Raw genomic sequence first — 19216 nt, forward strand, 5'->3', positions numbered from 1 at the left:
CCGAGTCCGCCGCCACGAAGAAAAACTCCGGAAACTCCAACCCCCGAAAGGCTGACGACATTAGCCGGCCAATAGCCAGAATCCAAGATCATTAGCCGGATAACCCTACGACAACGCCGTCATCGAAAGCTTCTTCGGCCACCTCAAGGAAGAAATGTTCCACCACACCCACTACCTCAACATCGAGGCGTTCACAACCGCGCTGCAGGACTACATCACCTGGTTCAACACCAGCCGAGGCCACACACACTGCGAGGGTCTGAGCCCGGCGCAATACCGGGCCCAAACCCTCGCGGCCTAAACTCTCAATTACCGAGTCCAACTTCCGGGGAGCAGTTCACGGAGCAGCGGCGCGGGGCTTCGTCGTTTCTGCGGGAATCAGCAGATGCTGTCGGCGGGTTTGGGGTTGGTGAGGCCGAACAGGGGCCGCAGCTTGAGCCCGACCCAGGTGCCGCCCAGCGCGAACACGCCCCACAGCCAGCCGTGCAGGTTCCCGGTCGAGATGCCGGCCAGGTAGGCGCCGATGTTGCAGCCGCCGGACAGCCGCGCGCCGATGCCCATCAGGATGCCGCCGAGCACGGCCGCGACGGCGGTGCGCCACGGGATCTCCGCGCGGATCTTCCACGCGCCGGCGGCCGCGGCGGCCACCGCGGCGCCGAGCATGATGCCGATGTCGGTGAGGCTCGTCTTGTCCGTCCAGATCGGCGCGGACAGCGATTTCGCGTTGCCGGCCGTCTGCCAGAACTCCCAGGTCTCCGGGTGCAGGCCGAACAGCTGCAGCAGTTTGGCGCCCCACAGCGCGAACGCGAACGTGACCCCCCAGGTGCCGCCGGACACCAGCACGACCGCCGCCGCGAGTACCGCCAGCACGAGCGCGCCGACGAGCAGTGGCCATGAGCCGCGGAAGACGCGGGCGAAGCCGCGGGCGGTGGGCACGGCGTCGACCGGCGGCGGGTTGCGGCGCTTCTGCACCGCCCGCGTCACGACGACGACGCCGAGCAGGACGAGGATCGTGATGGCCCAGGAACCGAACCAGCCGACGTGGTCGGAGAGCAGGTAGCCGGAGATCTGCGGCCAGCCGGTGAAGATCGGGTAGGCCCAGGTGTACAGCACCGAGCCGACGATGAAGCCGCCGAGGGTGAGGAAGATCGTCGACTGACCCGCGCCGACCGCGAACAACGTGCCCGACGCGCAGGCGCCGCCGAGCTGCATGCCGATCGCGAACAACGCCGCGCCGACGAACAACGCGAGCCCGATCGGGGTGGCCGAGAACTTCGGCGCCGACCCGAACAGGCCGGTGCCGGTTCCGGCGATGAGCGCGATGAGCGTGGCGGCCGTGCCCAGTAGCAGAGTGTGGGCGCGCAGGCCCGTTCCGTTGCCGACCGCGATCAGCTGGCGCCAGGCGGAGGTGAACCCGAAGCGGGAGTGGAACAGTGCCAGGCCGAGCAGCAGGCCGATCAGCAGAAGCGAACCGAACTTGCCGCCGTAGGAGGCCCAGACGTACCAGGTGAGCCCGACGCCGAGCACGGCGGCGATGGCCAGCGGTATCCAGCGCACCGGCTCTTCCGGCGCCGGCACCGGCGCGGCGCACGACGTGGGGGACGAGAGGAGGAAGTTCCCGACCGGTGGCCGATCGGTGGTAGCGGACATGCGCGCTCCATAACGGACTCAGGGGACAAACCACGGAACACGTTAGGTTCCTGTGAACAGTTCTCGCACGTCGTCTCACCTGATGGTCAACTTCCCGTGGCGAGCCTCACGCCCGAGGGCGTCGGGCTGGGGAAGGCGCGTGGCGGCCGTCCCGCGAGCCGCACCCCGCGTCCTGCGTCCCGCGCCTCTCGCGAGGACGCGGCGAGCACTCGCACCGGCGGCTCGCAGTCAGGAACGCACGGTCAGGGACGTGCGGTGCAGCCCTGCAATGCCACCCCCACAGCCGGGGATTCGCAGCTCGACACCGCGCCAGCCCGGCGCGGTCCCGCTGGCGCGCCATCCATCCGGCGCTCGGGTCCTGCCGTCGGCCCGTCCGCCTCCCGACCCGGTCAGCCGTCCTCCACCCGGGCGCTGCGTCCGGCCGTGGGCCCGTCCGCCTTCCCAGCCAGGCGGCAACGCGACCAGTCAGCCGCCGACCCGGACCAGATAGGTGCGGCTCACCCACTCCGGCCCGGCGATGGCGTACTCATCCACACCCACCATCTCGGCTCCGACGTGGTCGAACACCGCGCGTACGAGCGAGGTCGGCATCGGATGCATCTCGATGCCCTCGGTCTCGGGGCGTGCCCTGGCGGCGGAGGTCACAGCGGTGGGGGCCGCCTGGAACGTCTTCGGTTCCGCGGCAGCCTCGACCGCCACGGCGCGGCGCGCGGTCGGGCTGTCGTGTTCTGACCACCAGGCCACGAACTCCTGCACCATGTCCAGCTCGATGTCGTAGGTGCCGGGCTCGGCGGGCGCGCGCACGGTGAGTTCCAGCTCCAGCGTCTCACCAGGCAGTACCACGCGCGGCAACTCGGCGCGCCCGTCGTCGCGGGTCCGCATGCCGTCCCGGCACCAGCGGTTGCCCAGCTTGACCTCCTGGTCGGCCGGCCACGGCGCCGGACCGCGGTTGGTGACGCGGGCGCGCACGGTCGCGGAACTCAGCGGCCGCATCGTTTCGGGGCCTTCGAGGAAGGTGATCTCGGCCCGGCACGTTTCGACGGCGAGCGGTTCCGGTGAGCGCATCGCGGCAGGCACCTGGAACAGCAGGAGCCCACCCGGTCGCACGACACGGTGCAGTTCGAGCATGGCGGACAGCTGGACGGCGGGCGGGATGTGTTGCAGCACGATCAGAGTGACGGCGCTGTCGAAGCTGTCGTCGGGAAACGGCAGCACGTGCCCGTCGTAGTGCTCGTAGCTGACGCGGTCGGGGTAGGTGTTGATCCGTCGCGCCGCTTCGACCATCGACTCGGCGATGTCGACGCCCACCAGAGTGCCGACCTGGCCCGCAAGCGCCTGGGTCAGCCTGCCGACACCGCAGCCGAAGTCGAGGACGCGGTCGCCGAGCGAGATCTGGTACTCATCGAGGAGCCGGTTGATGTACTCGACGTGCTCCGCTCCGGTGGCCATGAATTCCGTGAGGTCCCACTGGCCTCCCTTGCGGCCGGGCACCGACAGGACGGCCCAGAGCGGATCTTCGCTGCCGAGCTTTTCCCACACCGCCTGCAGATCTCTGACTGTCACCGCCACATTGTGCCTGGCCGCGTTCGTGGCGCCGGTCGAGGTCGGCGGGGCGGATCTGTGCCTGATTCGCGCCGGCGGCGAAAGTCCTCCACATTTCTTGACACTGCCGCGACCACGGAGTCGACTGTGCGGACCTGCCGCCGGTATCGGGAGTACGGGTTGATCGACTACGAGAACGCCGATAACGACTGTGTCCGGGAGTTTGCCGCGTTACTCGACGACGTGGCGCCGATGCGGGTGGCCTGGTTGCTCGGTGCTGCCACGATTCGGTCCGAGCTGAGCTGGCATCGCGCCCGGCAGATGGAAAACGGGGCGCCAGGTCGTTAGTGTGCGGCATCGTGAACGAGCGCCCGATGACCGAGGCCGAACTGTTCGACGCCATCGGTGCCGGTTACGAGCAGGCGTTCGGTCACCGGCCCGTGGTCGAACGGGCAGTGCGCGGGCTGCTGCGAGTGCTGCCCGGCGGTGCGCGAGTGCTCGACATCGGCAGTGGCACGGGCCGCCCCGTGGCGCGCGATCTGGTCGCGGCGGGCGTCGCGTCACGGGAATCGACGTATCGCCCGTGATGGTGGACCTGGCGACGGCGAACGTGCCGGGAGCCCGGTTCGTGCGGGCGGATGTCCGGGAATGGACGTCGCCGCCGGAGTCGTGGGACGCGGTGTGCGCGTATTTCTCGTTCCTGCAGATGCCGCGCGCCGACACCGAGGCCGTGCTGGGTGCCATCGCGAGCTGGCTCGTGCCCGGCGGCTACTTGTCGTTCGTGACGGTGCCGATGGATGTGGAGAACGTGCCCGTCGAGTTCCTCGGGCACCGCGTCGAGCTGATCAGCTTCTCGGCCGAGGCCATCGAGGCGACGATCGTCCGGGCGGGCCTGCGCGTGGTCAGCACTCACTCGGAGCTTTTCGAACCACACGAGCCTGATGCCGCTCCGGAGGAGCATCTCCTGATCACGGCCCGGCGGTCGGCGGCCTGAACGCCTCGACCGTCCACTTCGGTCTGGCGAGGCCGTCCGGGGCCTGCCCGGCCGGCGGGACGCGCCGTATCAGGCTTCGGCATGCCCTGCGCAGGATCTCGCAGATAGCCCTGGTGAGGCCGCTGACCGGCTGAGTATTCCGCGTCGTGAAAGGCGTATCGCGGCAGTGCCGGCATGCCCGGCATGTTGGACAGCGAGAAACCGAGGAGCGGCGATGACAACGGTACTGCCCAGCCCCGGCATCGGGGACCTGGTAACCGAGAACACTCACCTCATCGGCGGCGACTGGGTCCCGGCGGTCGGCGGCGAGACCATCGAGGTGATCGGTCCCGCGACGACGGAGGTGCTGGCGCACGTGCCGCGCGGCGGGACGGCGGATGTCGACGCGGCAGTGCAGGCGGCGAGTGCGGCGTACCCGTCATGGCGTGACACGAGCGCGAGCGTGCGCGCGGAGCTGATCACGCGCTGGGCGCGGCTCATCCAGGAACACGAGACCGAACTGGACCAGCTGGAGTCGCAGGAGGTCGGCCGCCCCCATTGGGGTCCGCCGCCGATGGCGCGCATTTTGACCTTCCTCGCGGGGCAGGCCGACAAGGTCCAGGGTGTGTCGCTGCCCGCGCAGAGCCCCGACGTGCTCGGCCTGACCCTGCGCGAGCCGTATGGGGCCGTCGGGAGCGTGATCCCGTGGAACGCCCCCGGCCCGATGTTCGCCAACGACGTCGGCGCGGCGATCGCCGCTGGGAACACCATCGTCATCAAACCCGCGGAGGATGCACCGCTCACTCCGTTGGCGCTGGCTCGGCTCGCGATCCGGGCAGGTATCCCGGCCGGAGTCGTCAACGTGGTCACCGGTTACGGGGCGGAGGCAGGCGCGGCGATCCCCGTGCATCCCGGGATCCGGCGGATGAGCTTCACCGGCTCGCCGGAGACCGGTTCGCTGGTGATGGCGGCCTGTGCCCGGAATCTGGTGCCGCTACACCTGGAACTGGGCGGCAAGTCACCGCAGGTGATCTTCGCCGACGCCGATCTCGAGGCCGCCGTGCCCGCCATCGCGCAGGGCATCACGCTCAACACCGGGCAGGTCTGCGCGGCGGGCTCCCGCGTCGTGGTGGACAGATCCGTGCACGCGGAAGTCGTACGCCGCCTGGCCGGGCAACTCCGCCAGGTCACCGTGGGCCCGTGGCACGAGCGTGTCCACATGGGACCGCTCATCAACGGCAAACAACACAGCCGGGTGCTCGATTACGTCCGGCTCGGCAGTGACGAAGGCGCCGAACTGATCGTCGGTGGCGGCGTGCCGGCCGGCGAGGCGTTCGAGCGCGGGTTCTTCGTCGAGCCGACGCTGTTCGACCGGGTCGACCCCGGCATGCGGATCGCGCAGGAGGAGATCTTCGGTCCGGTGCTGTCGGTGATTCCCGTGGACAGCGAGGACGAAGCACTCGCCGTCGCCAACGGCACCGACTACGGGCTGGTCGCCTCCGTCTGGACACGCGATGTCGGCCGCGCCGTCCGCATGGCGAAGGGCTTGCAGGCCGGTCAGGTCGCGGTGAACGCGGCACTCGGCGCCGGTGTCATCGGCGCTCCGTTCGGTGGCTACAAGCGCAGCGGGTTCGGCAGGACGATGGGCGCCGACGCGGTGCTCGACTACACCCAGGTGAAGGCGGTGTCGCTCCGTGGCACACTCTGATTTCCGGCTCCGGGTGCTCATGGAGCCTCGCCACGGCGCACGATACGACGACATACTCGCGCTGGCCCGAACCACGGAGCGCGCCGGGTTCGACGCGTTCTTCCGTTCCGATCACCTCCTCGGCGTCGATCCGCAAGACCCCACCTACCTTCCCACCGACTGCTGGACCACCTTGGGCGGCTTGGCCCGCGACACCACCCGGATCCGGCTGGGCGCTCTCGTCGGCGCGGCAACGTTCCGTCTTCCGGGAATACTCGCGACGATCGTCGCCTCCGTCGACGAGATGAGCGGCGGCCGGGTGGAACTCGGGCTCGGTACCGGCTGGTACGCCCGCGAGCACGAGGCGTTCGGCATCCCCTTCCCCGAGACACGCGAACGGTTCGACCGCATCGAAGAACAACTCGCCATCATCACCGGCCTGTGGCGCACACCAACCGGCGACCCACACGGTTTCTCGTTCAGCGGCAAGCATTATCGCGTCGAAGGCAACCGCACCCCGCCGGCGCCCACGCAGGTCCCGCACCCGCCGATCATCATCGGCGGCAGCGGTCCGAAGCGGACTCCGGAGATCGCCGCCCGCTACGCGAACGAGTTCAACGCCGCGCTGGGAGGCGACCTCCGCGAGCGCTACGCGATCTTCGCGCGCGCCTGCGAGACCGCCGGCCGCGATCCCGAAGAAGCACGCCGCTCTGCGGTTCTGCCGGTCGCCTGCGGAGCCACACCGAGCGAGGTCGACCGTCGCGGCGCGATCATCGGATCGGATTTTATGCGCGAGAACGCCGCCATCGGTTCGCCCGGACTCGTGGTGGACCGGATCGCGCAACTTCGGGAATCCGGTGCCGACACGGTGTACCTCCATATCTACGACATCCACGACCTCGACCACATCGAGCTGCTGGGCCGCGAGGTCCTGCCGCAGGTCACCGGGCCCGCGGCGGTGACGGCATGAACTTCGTGGCTCCAGACGACCGCGACGCGGTGACCGCGATGCTCCGCGCGCAGCTCGAGGGCCTGGCGTCTCGATCATCGTTCTACGCCGATCTCTTCGCCGAGCACGGAATCGAGCCTGCCGCGTTCGTGACCCTCGATGATCTGGCCAAGTTTCCCTTCACCTCCAAACACATGCTCCGCGAGTCCCAGGCGGAGGCGCCACCGCTGGGACGCCATGCCGGGGTCACCTTGTCCGACGTCATCCGGGTGCACGCCTCGACGGGCACCACCGGCAAGCCGAGCTGGGTGGGCGTCACCCGGCGCGATGCCGAGGCATGGACCACCATGGTCGCGCGAGCGTTTCACACCATGGGCGCACGCGAAGAGGATGTGGTGCTGCACGGCGCCGGCTTGACGCTGTTCGTCGGCGGCCTGCCGATCCGCGACGCGCTGGAACGCATCGGCTCCACTGTGGTGCCGATCGGGACCGGTGCCTCCGACAAAGCCCTGCAGGCATTGGAAACTCTAGGTGTCACCGCGTTGCACTCAACTCCTTCCTATGCTCGTTATCTCGCCGACTATCTGCGCGGCCTCGGCCGCGATCCGCGCGAGTTCGGCATCCGCAAGATCTTCGTCGGTGGCGAGCCCGGCGGGGGAGAACCTGCATTCCGGAGCCACGTCGAACAGGAATGGGGTGCGCCCGTCACCGAAGGCCTCGGCAATGCCGACATGGCGCCAGTGCTGTTCGGTGAGGAGCCCGGTTCGGGCGGGATGCGTTTCACCGGTGGACGTCATGTCCTGGTCGAGCTGATCGAGCCGGAGACCGGGGAAGCCATAGGCCCCGAGCCGGGAGCCTCAGGCGAACTTGTCTATACCTCGGTTGATCGCGAGTGCTGTCCGCTCGTGCGGTTCCGGACACGCGACCGCGTCACCGTGACGGGCCGCGCCCCCGATGGTGCTCCGTTGATCCGGTGCGTCGGCCGCACCGACGACATGCTGATCGTCCTGGGCGTCAATGTGTTCCCGTCCGCCGTCCGCGACCTCGTGCAGACCCGGTATCCGCGCACCACAGGCGCCGTTCAGATCCTGCTGCCGGAAGGTGGCGGACCGCGGGTCGAACCGCCGCTGCGAGTTGAGGCGGAGTGGGGCGAGCAGCCCGGCGACCTGGAGCAGCTGCGCGGGGAGATCGAAGCAATGATCCGTTCCCGCCTGTCGGTGCGGGCCGCCGTCACACTCGTACCGCCCGGGTCATTGGAACGTTCCGAGATGAAATCCCGGCTGACCAGGGTGGCCGGCTGAGCAGAAAGGTCGCCGACATGGGAGAGACAGTCCGGGCCGCGGTACAGCTGGCCCCGCGAAAGATCGAGATCCAGGAGTTCCCGCGACCCAGTGTCGGCGCGGATGACGGCTTGCTGCGCGTGGAGGCGAACGGTATCTGCGGCAGCGACGTCGAGATCTACAAGGGCAGCATGGGAGCGCGCCCGCCGATGATCCCCGGCCACGAACCACTGGGAATCATCGAGGAGGTCGGCGAACGGGCAGCCGCGCGCTGGGGCGTCAAGCCCGGTGACCGGGTGGCGCTGGAAGTGATCGTGCCCTGCCGCGCGTGCCAGCACTGCCTGACCGGGAACTACCAGTCCTGCCCCAACCGCACGCTCGGCCACGGGGTGACCGGCATCGACGTGGAACCGTCGCTGTGGGGTGGGTTCGCCGAGTACCTCTACCTCTCGCCGAACTCCATCCTGCATCCGATCGACGCCACGGTACCGGTCGAGGTGGCGTCCATGTTCAACCCCCTCGGTGCAGGCGTGCGGTGGGCGTGCCACCTCGGCGGGATCCAGCTGGGCGACACGGTGCTCGTGCTCGGTGCGGGCCAGCGGGGTTTGGCTTCGGTCATCGCGGCACGGACCGCCGGCGCGGGCACGATCATCGTGACCGGGCTGGAGTCCGACGCGCACAAACTGGCCTTGGCCCGCGAGCTGGGGGCCGACCACACGATCGTGGTGGACACCGAGAACACGGTCGAGCGGGTCCGCGAGATCACCGCCGGCGCGATGGCCGATGTCGTACTGGAACTGACGCCGATGGCCGCCGCCCCCGTGACGGATGCTCTGCTTTCCGCGCGCCATGGCGGTCGTGTGGTGCTCGCGGGGTTGAAGGGCGGGCGGGAAGTGCCGGTGAAGACCGATCTCGTGATCAACCGTGCGCTGACCCTGCTGGGTGCCTTCGGCGTCGACGCGAAGGCCTACGCGCAGGCCATCGAGATCATCGAATCGGGCCGCTTTCCCTTGGAGAAGCTGCACACCCACACATTCGGCCTCGACGAGACCGCGCTCGCGATCGAGACGCTCGCCGGCGAGGTACCCGGCGAAGCGGCGGTGCACGTCTCGGTCCATCCGAACTCCTGACCCTGGAGGCCACGCATGCTCATCGATGTGCACGCGCACCTGTTGCCCCGCGACTATCCCGAGAACGCGTCGGAGTGTTTCCCGAGAATGGAGCGAATAGACGGCGATACCGCCCGGACACTGGTGTTCGGGGCGACCCGGTTCCGGGCACGGGACGTGTTCTTCGACGCCGAGCGTCGCGTTGAGGCCATGACGAGGTCCGGTGTCGACGCTGAAGTGCTGACCCCGATGCCGCCCTTGCTGCGCTATGACCTGCCCGCCGGCGAGGGGCTGGCTCTGGCCCGGCACATCAATGAGTTCACGGCGACTCTGTGCGGGATGGCCCCTGGCAAGTTCTTCGGGTTCGGCATGGTTCCGTTGCAGGATCCCGATCGCGCGGCCGAGGAGCTCACGTCCTTTCATGAGCAGGGCCTGTACGGCGTCGAGATAGCGTCGAACGTGCTGGGTGTGTCGATTGGTGATGATCGGTTTCTGCCTTTCTTCGCTGAGGCCGAACGGCTCGGGCTTCCGGTGTTCGTGCACGCGATGCCCGCGATCACGGACCGGCTGCCGGCATCGGCAATGGGTACCTACGTGGTGGGCATGGAGGGTGCGCTCGCCGCCGCGTCTCTCATCACTGGTGGTATCGCGGCGAAATGCCCGGAACTCAAAGTCTCATTCAGTCACGCCGGAGGCGGCTTCCCGCTGATGCTACCACGGGCGCAGTACTTCTGGAGCGGCACGTGGAACGAAGAGGAACCTGTACCCAATCGGGCGATCGCACATGACGACGGGCCCTCGCCGCTGGAGTACGCGCGGCGTTTCTATTACGACTCAATGGTTTTCGACGCCAGGGCGGTGCGCTACCTGGTGGACCTGCTGGGGCACGACAGGCTGCTGATCGGCTCGGATTTCCCGGCGATGGAGCGTGAGGAGCCCGCCGGTCAGACGGTCCGCTCGCTGGGTCTGTCCGAAAACGAACTGACAGATGTGCTGTGGCACAACGCATTTCGCTACCTTGGTGTCGAATCGCCCCTGTAAATCAGGGAAAACACGTCGCCAAGTTAGGAGATTCGTTGTCCCGTATAGGTTTCTTGTGTCAGATGAAAACGTGAAAAATTTGGACAAGCATTTTCCGGATGGAGGCGCTACTCTCGAACACGTGAACGATTACCTCGTGTTGTCAGATATCGCCCCATACCTCGAGCGCGGTCTCCACGATCAGTGCCGGCTTGGCCATCTGCTGATCGCGGCTCAGGGCTTTTTCTTCCACAGTGGACGAGAATCCGCCTTGCGGAGACAGGCACAGCTGATCGGCCGGCAGGTAACGTGCCGCGGTCTCGATCCGCCGTTTGAGGTCGTCCTTCGACTCCAGCCGGCCATGTTTCGTCGTGACCAGCCCGAGCACGACACGCTTGCCCGGCGGGACGAAACGGAGGGGTTAGAACCCGCCGGAACGCGCGTCGTCGAACTCGAGGAAGAAGCCGTCCCCGGCGAGTTCGTTGAACAGTGCTTCGGCCACGTGGTCGTAACCACGCTCCGCCACCCACGACGAGCGGAAGTTGCCACGGCAGAGGTGTGTTGTGACGGTCAGGTCGGCTGGGCGGTGCTCGAGCGCGGCGTTGATCTGCCGGATGTAACGCAGGTGCGGAACGTCGGGATCGTCGCCGCGCGCGGCGGCCATCGCCCGCTGGCGCGGGTCGTTGCGGTAGGCCAGGCTCGTGTCGTCCAGTTGCAGGTAGCGGCATCCCAGATCCGCGAGGCCTCGCACTTCCGCCGCATGGGCGGCGGAGAGGTCGGCCCAGAATCCCTCGGCGCCGGCGTAGATGCCGGGAGGAATCATCGACCGCCCACCGCGGTAGTGCACCATGCTCGGCGACGGGCTGGTGAGTATCGGCGTGGCCGGGCTCGTTATCCCGCGCAACGCCGTGAAGTCATTGCCGAAAATGGTGTGCCGCAGGTGGATTCTGCCTGTGATCACGGGCGGCGCGGCCTGCCAGGACACGGTGCCGGTCTCGTTGCGAAACTCGACGGCCCGGGTGTGCTCGGTGTCCACGGCGATCCCGCCGAGTTGCTCGATGAAGTCCATATGCCAGTAGGTGCGCCGGAACTCGCCGTCGGTCGCGGTGCGCAGACCGACGTTCTCCTGCTCGGCCACCATGACCCGGATCGCGCTGTCCGCCACCTCGGAAGGCGGTCATGCGTGATGGTGCCGTCCGCGCGGGTCCGCAACAGGCGACCGGGACGCAGGAGGCGGCCCACATGGTCGGCGCGGTAGGGCGGTGTGGCGGTCATGGGCTACCTCCTCGGAAGCCGGTGCGTGAGAGTGCCCGCCACCGGAAGGTACGGCGGACCGGCTCGCTCGCCGACGCGGCGAGCGCGGCAATACCGCTCAGCCGAAGCGGATGGGCTGTGCCGGCGCGAGGATGGTCCGTCCTGTACCGGGATCATGCGTGCTCACTCGATCAGTCAACCGAACTCGCGGCGGTGCCCGAGTGTGTCGAGCGCCTGCTCGGCCGCCTCTGCGTGAGCTCCGGGATCACGATGATGTTGTTCTCGTGGAACTTCACGGGCCGGGCGGTTTCCGGCACTGGACAAGGTCGTCGAGGTCGTCCCATCCGAGTGTCGGGCAAACCACTCCGTGTCGACCGAGGCGCGGCGGCGACCATGGTCGAGGTACAGGTGCAGCAGCACACCCGGTCTCCGGCTTCCGCCCGGTCGCAGTCATCGAGGTCCTCGGGCGATACCAGTACCCATGCCCGATCAACCGTTTTGAGAAACCGTTGCGTGGTGACGCCGGAGCACGCGGTGGCCGTCCGTAGTCCGGGGTAAACGCAAGCGGGCGGCTCGGCGGTTACGAAGCGGGCGGAGTGATGGGGCGGTGCGCCAGAGGAGTGGAGAGCACCAGCGTGCTCGATGGCTGGCCGTAGGGCGCCAGACGGTCGATCAGGTCCTCGAAGGCGGTCATCGATTCAGTGGCGACCTTCAGGATGCTGCAGGCATCGCCTGTGATGCGGTGAATTTCGCGGATCTCCGGCCACTCCGGCAGCGCCGGGTCCCGCAATACGCAGTGTGAGCCATAGCAGGACATCCGGATGAACGCGATGACGGGACGGCCGGCTCTGGCCAGGTCCACCTGGGCGTGATACCCCGTGATGATCCCGGCCTCCTCCATTCGCCGCACGCGCTCCGCCACCGCGGGCGGCGACAGGTGCACACGCCGCGACAGCTCGCTGAACGACAGTCGCGAGTTGGCCTGCAGCTCCGCCAACAGCGCCCAATCCATCTCGTCCACGTCGCTCTTCCGATCTCAAAGTCGAGGGCGGGTTTCGCCGTTGAATCGATAGCTCAACTGACGATAGTCCTTGGAAACGGTATTCAGCTCGAGGAGGTGCGTTGCGAGTATTGAGCCGAGACAGGCGAGGAGGGCGATCCGTGCAGCGCAGCACCGAAGGGCCGGCCGTCCGGCCGTCGAGCGAATCCCGCCGCGTGCGGCGGGCGGCCGCCAACGCCGGCGAGCCGACCCTGGATTTCGGCCGCGTCCCCTACGACGAGTACGTCCGAGCGAGCACGCTGCACCGGTTGCAGCGGACGCTGAGCGATGATCCCGGCGAGATGTCGTTCCTGGTGATCAGCCAGGTGATGGAACTCTACTTCGGACTGATCGATTTCGAACTCGCCGGAGTGCAGGACAAGCTGCGTGCCGGCGACGTCTGGGGCGCGCTGCTTCCGTTGCGCCGCGCCGGGCTGCACCTGGAAGGCCTCAACGCGGGCTGGCGGAGCCTGCGCTGGATGACCCCTCACGAATTCAACCGTTTCCGGAACCTGCTCGGCGAAGGTTCCGGCTTCCAGTCGGCCATGTACCGGCGCCTGGAGTTCCGGCTCGGCCTCAAGACCGCCTCGCTCATCCGGCCGTTCCGCCACCAGTCCGATGTGCACGCTGAACTCCGGCACGTCCTGGGCGAGCCGAGTCTGTGGGACGACGTGATCGCGCTGCTCGCCCGGCACGGCCACGACATCCCGGCGCCCCTGCTCACGCGCGATTTCGCGGTCGAGCACACTCCGCACGCTGCCGTGGAGTCCGCGTGGGTGCGGATCTATCGCGACACGGGTCCGGGCAACCACCTCCGGATGCTCGGTGAGGGGCTCACGGAGGTCGCGGAGTGGTTCGGCGAGTGGCGCCTGGGCCACCTCAAGGCCGTGCAGCGGTCGATGGGTGAACGTGTCGGCACCGGCGGCTCCAACGGGGTAGCGTGGTTGCGCCGGAGCATGGAGCGCACCGTGTTTCCCGAGCTGTTCACGGCCAGGACGGTGATGGACTGATGGACACGACGGAATCCGGGGCACGCGAGCTGGACCAGGGCGACCCGGGGTACCGCGACCGGTTCGCCATCCCGCCCGCCGAGGGCGGCGCGTACCCCGAAGCGGCGTACTTCGCCGGCAACTCATTGGGGCTGCAACCGCTCGCCGTGCGCGAAGAACTGCTGGAGGACCTCGACGACTGGGCCAGGCTCGGCGTCGAAGGGCACCTCGGAGCACGACGGCCGTGGCTGCCGTACCATTCGTTGCTGACCGGAACCGCCGCGCGCCTGGTCGGGGCGCTGCCCAGCGAGACCGTGATCATGAACTCGCTGACGATCAACCTGCACCTGCTGATGGTGTCCTTCTACCGGCCGGAAGGCGAGCGCACCAAGATCGTCATCGAGGATTCGGCATTCCCGTCGGACAGCTACGCCGTGCGCAGCCAGGCCCGGTTTCACGGCCTCGATCCGGACAGCGCCGTCGTCCGGCTCGACGCGGCCGAGATACCGGACTTCCTGGACAGCGAGGGAAACACGGTCGCGCTCGTCCTGCTGGGCGGCGTCAACTACCTCACCGGCGAACTGCTGGACATCCCGGCGATCACCGCGGCGGGGCAGGCCGTCGGCGCGGTTGTCGGGTGGGACCTCGCGCACGCGGTGGGCAACGTGCCTTTGCGGCTGCACGCGTGGGGGCCGGACTTCGCTGCCTGGTGTTCCTACAAGTACCTCAACTCCGGGCCCGGCGCCGTCGCGGGCGCGTTCGTGCACGAGCGGCATCTCGGTGACGCGCGTCTGCCGCGGTTCGAAGGCTGGTGGAGCACGGAGGAGGCGACGAGGTTCGACATGGCACCCGTGTCGCGGCCACCGTCCACAGTGGAGGCTTGGCAGGTGTCCAACCCGCCGATTCTCGCGATGAGTCCCGTGCGTACCTCGCTGCGGATCTTCGACGAGATCGGCATGGACAAGCTCCGTGCCCGCAGCATCCGGCTCACCGGTTACCTCGAAAAGCTTCTTGACGAGATAGTGCCGGGCCGGCCGATCACCGTGCTCACCCCGCGGGAGCCCGAGCACCGCGGCTGCCAGCTCTCGCTTCGTGTTCCCGATGCGGACGAGGTGTCACGGCGGCTGCGGTTCGACCACGGGGTGTACACCGATGCGCGAAAACCGGATGTCGTGCGCATCGCGCCGGTGCCGCTCTACTCGACCTACCACGACTGCTGGCGCGCGGCGAACGCTGTCGCCACCGTCATCGGGGAGGTGGCGTGAAGTGAGAAGCCGGTGGCCGGGCGGTGCGGTGTGCGTGCGTGGGGGGCGCGGTGGTCGGGGAGGCGGCGTCTGGGGGAACGTGGTGGTCAGGGAGGCGGCGTCGAGGGGAACGCGGTGGCCGGCCGTGGCGCCGCGCGCAACGCGGTGGTGGTCGGGAAGCGTGGCGCACGACATCACTGTGGCCGCGAGGTGGCTCGGACCGTCGTCGCGGTGTCCGGAGGCCTGCATGAATCAGCGGGTGTCCGGGGCCTGCGTGAACCAGATAGTGGCCGGGGGACGGGCGTGAATCAGGCGGCGGTGGCCGGGGAGGTGTTATGACCGAGATCGCGGTGGTCGGGGGTGGGCTCAGCGGGTGCTTGCTCGCATGCGTTCTGGCTCAGCGTGGCGAGAAGGTCGTCCTGTACGAGCGGCGGGCGGATCCCCGGGAAGGCACCGCCGAGCGCGGGCGCTCGATCAACCTCGCGCTGTCCGAGCGGGGGCTGAACGCCCTGCGCCGCGTCGGGCTGGCGGAGCGGGTGCTCACCGACGCGCTCCCGATGCGCGGACGCATGATCCATCCCGTTGCCGGGGACCTGGACTTTCAGTCCTACAGCGCCGACGGGACACGGGCGATCAACTCGATCAGCCGTGGCGCGCTCAACAACGTCCTGCTCGACGCGGCCGCGAAGGCGGTGGACATCCGGTTCGAGCACCGGCTGACGGGACTGGACCCGGGCAGCGGCGAGATGGTTTTCGACACCCCTGGCGGGCCGGCGCGGGGGCGAGCGGAACTGGTCTTCGGGGCGGATGGGGCCGGGTCGGCGGTGCGCGGGGAGTTGCTGCGCCACGACGCGACCGCCGAGACGCTCGACTTCCTCGACTATGGCTACAAGGAGCTGACCATCCCCGCGCGGGATGGCGAGTTCGCACTCGACCCCGGGGCCCTGCACATCTGGCCGCGCGGCCGCTCCATGATGATCGCCCTGCCCAACCCGGACAAGTCGTTCACCTGCACCCTCTTCTGGCCCAACAGCGGTACCGGCGCGTTCGCATCGCTGTCCAGCCCGGCCGCGATCGAACGATTCTTCGCCGACGTCTACCCCGACGTACCCCCGCTTGCGCCCGACCTCGTGTCCGACTACCAGCACAACCCGGTCGGGCTGCTCGGCACGGTCCGGTGCACGTCGTGGCATTCCGGCCGGGCCTGCCTCATCGGAGACGCCGCGCACGCGATCGTCCCGTTCTATGGGCAAGGCGCGAACTGCGCGTTCGAGGACGTGGTGGTGCTCGACGAATGCCTGCGGCGAACCGGCGGGGACTGGACCGCCACGCTGCCCTTGTTCGAGAGCTCGCGCCGCGCGGACACCGAAGCGATCGCGCGGATGGCGCTCGCGAACTTCATCGAGATGCGCGACAAGGTCGCCTCTCCGCTCTTCCGTCTGGGGCAACGCGTCGAGCACACGCTGGAACGCCTCCTGCCCGGCCGCTACGTCTCCCGCTACGAGCTGGTGTCCTTCACCAATACCCCGTACGCACAGGTGCGCCGCCGTGTGCGGGCGCAGCACGGGGCGCTCGCCGTGGGGCTCGGGGCCGCGGCGACGCTGGCGGGCGGCGTCGCGAAGGCGTGGCGCCGACCATGACGTGCGCCGGAATGAACACCCCATGAGCGCGAAGCAGTGCGTCGATTGCGAGGGAGGATCGTTGTGACACAGGCGAAAACCGTGGCGGGCAAGGCGAAGCCGCGTGGCCGGTTCCCGCATGTGAAGGTTGCGGGCGGGTTCGCGTTCGTCTCCGGCACCAGCAGCCGCCTGCCCGACAACACGTTCGCGGGGGCGAGTGTCGATGCGATGGGCACCACGACACTCGACATCCGCGTGCAGACCAGGGCCGTACTGGAGAACATCCGCGACATTCTCGCCGAGGTCGGTGCGGGCCTGGGCGATCTCGTCTCCGTCACCGCATACCTGGTGTCCATGAACGACTTCGGCGGCTACAACGAGGTCTACGGGGAGTTCTTCGACGAGAACGGTCCCGCCCGCACGACCGTGGCCGTGCACCAGCTGCCGCACCCCCATCTACTGATCGAGATCGCCGCCGTCGCATCGATACCCGTGGAGGACCGATGACCGAGATCACCGAACCGATCGACTTCCCCGGCTGGCTGCAGGCCAACGAGCCGCAGCTCAAACCGCCGGTCAACAACAAGGAGATCTTCCCCGGCCAGGACGATTTCGTGGTCATGATCGTGGGCGGGCCCAACCAGCGCACCGATTTCCACGTCGATCCCTACGAGGAGTTCTTCTACCAGATCAAGGGGAACATGCACGTCAACGTCGTCACCGGCGAAGGCGTCAAGCCCGTCCACATCCGCGAGGGCCAGATGTGGGTGCTGCCGCGCAACGTCCCGCACTCGCCGCAGCGGCCGGAGGCGGGCTCCATCGGCATGGTCATGGAGAAGGTCCGCGAGGAGGGCACGCTCGAGAAGTTCCAGTGGTACTGCCCGAACTGCTCGGCGCTGGTGTACGAGGTGGAGCTGCAGGTGCGCGACATCGTGACCGACCTGCCGCCGGTGTTCGAGAAGTTCTACACCGACGAGAAGGCCCGCACGTGCGACACGTGCGGCACGGTGCACCCGGGGAAGGGCTGATGGTCGTCGACGTCCACACCCACCTGGTGCCCCATGGCTGGCCGGACCTCGGGCCCGGCTGGCCGTGGCTGCGGGTGGATTCCGAACGTGCGGCCGTGATCATGGTGGGAGAAACCGAGTTCCGTCCGATCGGGCCGCAGACCTGGGATCCGGCGACACGGCTCGCCGATATGGCCGAGGACGGGGTGGACACGCAGGTGGTCTCGCCGACGCCGGTGTTCTTCGGCTACGACCGGCCGGCGGCCGAAGCCGTCAAGGTGGCGCGCGTCTTCAACGACCTCACGCTGGAAACGCTGGCGGGGGACGAACGGTTCATCCCATTCTGCCAGGTGCCCCTCCAGGATCCGGACGCGGCCTGTGCCGAGCTGGACCGGTGCCTGGCCGCGGGCCACGGGGGCGTGGAGATCGGCAACCACGTCGGGGACCGCGACCTCGACGACGAGGGGATCGTGACGTTCCTGCAGCACTGCGCCCACGTCGGCGCACCGGTGTTCGTCCACCCGTGGGACATGCCGGAAAGCCCGCGGCTGGACCGGTGGATGGCGCGCTGGCTGACCGGGATGCCCGCCGAAACACACCTTTCCGTGCTGGCGATGATCCTCGGTGGCGTGTTCGACCGCGTCCCGGACACGCTGCGGTTGTGTTTCGCGCACGGGGCCGGCAGTTTTCCGTTGTGGATCGGCCGGGCCGACAACGCGTGGCACCGGCGCGGCGACATCGTGCGAGGTCGCTCGGCGCACCCGCCGAGCCATTACACGAATCGTTTCTACGTCGATTCGGTGGTGTTCGACCCGGCGCCGCTGCGGCTGCTGGTGGACACGCTCGGCGAGGACCGGGTGGTGGTGGGCACCGACTATCCCTACCCACTCGGCGAGCGGCCGGCCGGAGAGGTCGTGCGCAAGGCGGACTTCCTCACCGGCGAGCAGCGCGAAAAAATCCTGTCCCGCAACGCATTGCGCTTCCTGGGTAGAGCGTGATGGACCGGTCGATCCTGGCCCGGCAGGGGCCGCTGCCCGACCGGACCGTGTGTTACGGAGACCTGTCCGAAAACGTCGCGGACGCCTGGCTTCCGGCGGGGGAGACCACGAAACCACTCGTCGTGTTCCTGCATGGCGGGTTCTGGCGCGCGAGGTACGACCGGACCCACACCCGCGTCCTGTGCGCCGCGCTTCGGGACGCGGGTTGGCCGGTGGCCTCGCTGGAGTACCGGCGCGTGGCGGGGAAGCCCGACTATTACACCGAGGACATCCGGTCGGCGCTGTCCGTTGTGCCCGGGCAGATGCCGGGCAGGGGTGTCGTGGTGGCCGGGCATTCCGCCGGCGGGCAACTCGCGCTGTGGGTCGCGTCCACCTGCCCACCGCAGGGCCTGGCAGGCACGCTGGCGCTGGCGCCGGTGGCCGATCTCGCCGCCGCCGACCAGGCGCGGCTCGGGGACGGGGCGGTCGCGGAGTTCCTCGGTGCGCGAGCGCGGGACCGGCCCGACCTCGATCCGGCGTTGCTCCCGTCGCCGGACGGGCCGGTGGTGGTGATCCACGGCGATGCGGACACCGCGGTGCCGGTATCGCTGAGCGCGTCCTATGTGGACGCTAATCCGGCGGCGAAGCTCGTGGTGCTGCCGGGTGTGGCGCATTTCGAGCTGATCGACCCGGGCAGCGCAACATGGCCGGCGGTGGTGGCCGGGCTGGAGGCGCTCATGCCCGGATAACGTCGTGGCCCGCCGGCATGCGGCCGCTCGACGCGACCCGCGAGAAGGGGGCGCGGATGGAGTCGCGGTGCTGGGATGCCTGGCGCGGGCGGAATCGTGTGCGGGGTAACGCGGCGCAGGCGGAATGG

General features: G+C 68.5%; 18 protein-coding genes and 2 pseudogenes. 16 read left to right on the forward strand and 4 right to left on the reverse strand.

Going from position 1 to position 19216, the window contains the following annotated elements; genetic code table 11:
* Window positions 1–115 precede the first annotated feature (115 nt).
* A pseudogene (locus HFP15_RS40655) lies at window positions 116–301 on the forward strand (IS3 family transposase); the annotation flags it as partial.
* A 77-nt stretch (window positions 302–378) separates the two neighbouring features.
* Here HFP15_RS40655 and HFP15_RS40660 read toward each other — a convergent pair.
* Together HFP15_RS40660 and HFP15_RS40665 are read right to left on the reverse strand one after the other, a co-directional pair.
* The gene (locus HFP15_RS40660; protein WP_168523702.1) at window positions 379–1650 is read right to left on the reverse strand and encodes a YeeE/YedE family protein; all 1272 of its coding nucleotides are present in this window, start codon (window positions 1648–1650) and stop codon (window positions 379–381) included.
* 465 nt (window positions 1651–2115) lie between these two features.
* The gene (locus HFP15_RS40665; protein ID WP_168523704.1) at window positions 2116–3213 is read right to left on the reverse strand and encodes a methyltransferase domain-containing protein; all 1098 of its coding nucleotides are present in this window, start codon (window positions 3211–3213) and stop codon (window positions 2116–2118) included.
* A gap of 159 nt (window positions 3214–3372) precedes the next feature.
* On the opposite strand from HFP15_RS40665, the gene HFP15_RS40670 reads away from it, so the two are divergent.
* From HFP15_RS40670 to HFP15_RS40700, 8 genes are all read left to right on the forward strand, one after another.
* Window positions 3373–3540: a hypothetical protein gene (locus tag HFP15_RS40670; protein WP_168523706.1), complete on the forward strand. Its 168-nt coding sequence runs from the start codon at window positions 3373–3375 to the stop codon at window positions 3538–3540.
* 11 nt (window positions 3541–3551) lie between these two features.
* On the forward strand, window positions 3552–3779 hold the full coding sequence (locus tag HFP15_RS43270; RefSeq protein ID WP_246272526.1) for a class I SAM-dependent methyltransferase: 228 nt from the start codon (window positions 3552–3554) through the stop codon (window positions 3777–3779).
* The gene (locus HFP15_RS40675) at window positions 3779–4186 is read left to right on the forward strand and encodes a class I SAM-dependent methyltransferase (protein ID WP_246272528.1); all 408 of its coding nucleotides are present in this window, start codon (window positions 3779–3781) and stop codon (window positions 4184–4186) included. Before HFP15_RS43270 ends, HFP15_RS40675 begins: the two co-directional genes overlap by 1 nt.
* Window positions 4187–4400: 214 nt before the next feature.
* Entirely contained in the window at window positions 4401–5873 is a 1473-nt protein-coding gene (locus HFP15_RS40680; protein ID WP_168523708.1) for an aldehyde dehydrogenase family protein, read from the forward strand.
* A complete protein-coding gene (locus tag HFP15_RS40685) occupies window positions 5860–6822 on the forward strand; it encodes an LLM class F420-dependent oxidoreductase (RefSeq protein WP_312871997.1) in 963 nt (320 codons plus the stop codon). The genes HFP15_RS40680 and HFP15_RS40685 overlap by 14 nt, the downstream gene beginning before the upstream one ends.
* Window positions 6819–8102, forward strand: a complete 1284-nt coding sequence (locus HFP15_RS40690) for a phenylacetate--CoA ligase family protein (protein ID WP_168523710.1) — start codon at window positions 6819–6821, stop codon at window positions 8100–8102. Before HFP15_RS40685 ends, HFP15_RS40690 begins: the two co-directional genes overlap by 4 nt.
* 17 nt (window positions 8103–8119) lie before the next feature.
* Window positions 8120–9211 carry a zinc-dependent alcohol dehydrogenase gene (locus tag HFP15_RS40695; RefSeq protein ID WP_168523712.1) on the forward strand — a complete coding sequence of 364 codons (1092 nt, stop codon included), beginning with the start codon at window positions 8120–8122 and terminating at the stop codon, window positions 9209–9211.
* Window positions 9212–9226: 15 nt separating this feature from the next.
* A complete protein-coding gene (locus HFP15_RS40700) occupies window positions 9227–10231 on the forward strand; it encodes an amidohydrolase family protein (RefSeq protein ID WP_168523714.1) in 1005 nt (334 codons plus the stop codon).
* A gap of 142 nt (window positions 10232–10373) precedes the next feature.
* Here HFP15_RS40700 and HFP15_RS40705 read toward each other — a convergent pair.
* Window positions 10374–11485: pseudogene (locus HFP15_RS40705) on the reverse strand (5-methyltetrahydropteroyltriglutamate--homocysteine S-methyltransferase).
* A gap of 559 nt (window positions 11486–12044) precedes the next feature.
* Window positions 12045–12476, reverse strand: a complete 432-nt coding sequence (locus HFP15_RS40710) for an Lrp/AsnC family transcriptional regulator (protein WP_210718534.1) — start codon at window positions 12474–12476, stop codon at window positions 12045–12047.
* Between the two features lie 149 nt (window positions 12477–12625).
* Here HFP15_RS40710 and HFP15_RS40715 point away from each other — a divergent pair, with 149 nt between their 5' ends.
* From HFP15_RS40715 to HFP15_RS40745, 7 genes are all read left to right on the forward strand, one after another.
* Window positions 12626–13513 carry a tryptophan 2,3-dioxygenase gene (locus HFP15_RS40715; protein ID WP_168523717.1) on the forward strand — a complete coding sequence of 296 codons (888 nt, stop codon included), beginning with the start codon at window positions 12626–12628 and terminating at the stop codon, window positions 13511–13513.
* Window positions 13513–14757: a kynureninase gene (kynU, locus tag HFP15_RS40720; RefSeq protein WP_168523719.1), complete on the forward strand. Its 1245-nt coding sequence runs from the start codon at window positions 13513–13515 to the stop codon at window positions 14755–14757. Before HFP15_RS40715 ends, kynU begins: the two co-directional genes overlap by 1 nt.
* Before the next feature lie 314 nt (window positions 14758–15071).
* Complete coding sequence (locus HFP15_RS40725; protein ID WP_168523721.1) at window positions 15072–16376, forward strand: FAD-dependent oxidoreductase; 1305 nt, start codon at window positions 15072–15074, stop codon at window positions 16374–16376.
* Window positions 16377–16439: 63 nt separating this feature from the next.
* Complete coding sequence (locus HFP15_RS40730; RefSeq protein ID WP_168523724.1) at window positions 16440–16862, forward strand: RidA family protein; 423 nt, start codon at window positions 16440–16442, stop codon at window positions 16860–16862.
* Entirely contained in the window at window positions 16859–17383 is a 525-nt protein-coding gene (locus tag HFP15_RS40735) for a 3-hydroxyanthranilate 3,4-dioxygenase (RefSeq protein ID WP_168523725.1), read from the forward strand. Before HFP15_RS40730 ends, HFP15_RS40735 begins: the two co-directional genes overlap by 4 nt.
* Window positions 17383–18360, forward strand: coding sequence for an amidohydrolase family protein (locus tag HFP15_RS40740; RefSeq protein ID WP_168523727.1), 978 nt, complete (start codon window positions 17383–17385; stop codon window positions 18358–18360). The genes HFP15_RS40735 and HFP15_RS40740 overlap by 1 nt, the downstream gene beginning before the upstream one ends.
* Window positions 18360–19088 carry an alpha/beta hydrolase gene (locus HFP15_RS40745; RefSeq protein WP_168523729.1) on the forward strand — a complete coding sequence of 243 codons (729 nt, stop codon included), beginning with the start codon at window positions 18360–18362 and terminating at the stop codon, window positions 19086–19088. The genes HFP15_RS40740 and HFP15_RS40745 overlap by 1 nt, the downstream gene beginning before the upstream one ends.
* The last annotated feature ends 128 nt before the right edge of the window (window positions 19089–19216 follow it).

Origin of the sequence: Amycolatopsis acididurans (assembly GCF_012328925.1) — a bacterium.
Taxonomy (GTDB): domain Bacteria; phylum Actinomycetota; class Actinomycetes; order Mycobacteriales; family Pseudonocardiaceae; genus Amycolatopsis_E; species Amycolatopsis_E acididurans.